2 protein-coding genes are annotated in these 2,019 nt (G+C 37.0%); both read left to right on the forward strand.

Features of this window, described 5'->3' with window-relative positions; all coding sequences use genetic code 11:
- The coding region (locus tag ENL20_08850; protein HHE38664.1) for a T9SS type A sorting domain-containing protein at positions 1-1,018 on the forward strand (1,018 nt) is incomplete at its 5' end.
- 237 nt (positions 1,019-1,255) lie between these two features.
- Positions 1,256-2,019: hypothetical protein (locus tag ENL20_08855; GenBank protein HHE38665.1), on the forward strand; the 764-nt coding region annotated here is incomplete at its 3' end.

The raw sequence follows: 2,019 nt of genomic DNA on the forward strand, positions 1-2,019 counted from the left end.
TATTACTGACGATGAAACGATCGCAACTGCTTTTATTAAATATGATACCGGTACAGGAAATCAGAATATCACTATGTATGATGATGGACAACACGGAGACTCAGGAGCAAATGATAATATTTACGGAGGTTATATTCCTCAACTCCCATCAGGAACTTCGGTCAATTATTATCTTGAAGCAACCGATGATATGTCTGCCGTCTCAACCTATCCCGAAAATGCTCCTGACTTAACTTTTCAATATGTTGTTGATTATGATCCTCCTCAAATTTTCATTAATGAATTTATGGCAGATAATGAATCTTTTATAACCGATCCACAAGAAGAATACGAGGATTGGATCGAAATTTATAATGCTTCCGAAGAACCAATTGATATCGGAGGCTTATATTTTACCGACAACTTTTCAAATCCGACAGATTGGTGGAAAATCCCGGAATCTTATCCTGATTCAACAACTATCCAGCCTGGAAATTTTCTCCTGCTCTGGGCTGATAATGACTCCGAAGATGGAATTCTACATCTTGAATTCAAGCTTGCTGGTGCGGGAGAAGAGATTGGATTGTTTGCTTTTTATGGAACTACTCCCATTGATACTTTGACCTTTGGTTTGCAGACAACAGACATTTCCTTTGGTAGATTTCCGGATGGTTCGGAAAATTGGATTTTTATGAATTATCCTTCACCTGGTTCATCAAATGTTTCGAATTCTATTGATGAAAACGAAATAAATTTTACCGCTCCGATAATTCTTCATGGTAATTATCCCAATCCTTTCAGAGACATAACTTCAATAAGATTCTCTTTAAAAAAAGAGAATAATATCTGTCTGGAAATATTTAATCTCAAAGGACAGAAAATCAGAACCTTGCTCGATGAAATTCTCGCTGCCGGTGAATATTCTTTTTTTTGGAAGAGGAAAGACAACGAGCAATCTCCTGTTTGTTCGGGAATATATTTTTACAAAATTTCTACCTCTGAACAAAAAATAATGAAAAAAATGACCTTACTCAAGTAAAAGTTCGATTGGTGATAAGTTGTTGAAACTAAAGCAGTAACAAGAATTACATATTTTGCTGCAAGAAGTTATAAAAATGATTTGACACAATAATCCGTTATTTTGAATCTGTCATTTGCTTTAAAATTTAAATAGAAGTGAGATGTTAACTTTAATAATTTAGGCTGAATCACAAAGTTGATTTCCAACTTTGTCTGATTTTTGTGTGTGTTAACCAAATTAAAAAACGGAGGAAAAATGAAAAAAGTTTTATTTATTGGTTTTCTTATGCTCTTTGCATTTGCTCAATTTGCTTTTGCAACCGAGCTTCTAACAAACGAAGGTTTTGAAAACTGGACTGTAAATGGTGCTACCGGTCCACCTGATGATTGGAATCTTTCGGGAACAAGTATTACCGGCTCTCAAGAAACAACAAATGTTCATGGAGGAACTTATTCAACCAATATAACCTGGACAACTACTTCAACTCGTTATTTAAGGCAACAGGCTGTTCCAGTAACAGAAGGAACAAATTACCTTTTTACATTCTGGGCTTTAGATAACGATCCGGATGGAAGAGTCCGGGTTGCTATTCGCTGGTATGATGCTGGTTCTGGTTTTGTTTCCGGTTATTATGGTGATTATTCTGCCGATTCACCTGACTGGCAGCAAATGTCGAGTGGATTGCAGGCTGCTCCGGCAACAGCAGTAACTGCTGATATTGAAATCAGAGTATATGATGTTTCCGGTTGGGATGGGGAAGCCACTGTTTATGTTGATGATGCCAGTTTCACCGCTTCCACCACAGTAGAGATCAGTAAAGCATATTCCATCAGTGACTCGGAAATCGATGTTTTTTATACTAATGATGTCACATCTGTAAATGCTGCGGATTATACCCTTACCGGAACTGCGACAATAACTTTTTCAGGAGCCACAATCGATGGCTCTGATGCAAAAATTGTTCACTTAACAGGTGCTTCGGCAACTGTAGATGGAGATAGAACTCTTGATAATATCGA

The sequence above is a fragment of the Candidatus Cloacimonadota bacterium genome (assembly GCA_011372345.1).
Classification (GTDB): Bacteria; Cloacimonadota; Cloacimonadia; order Cloacimonadales; family TCS61; genus DRTC01.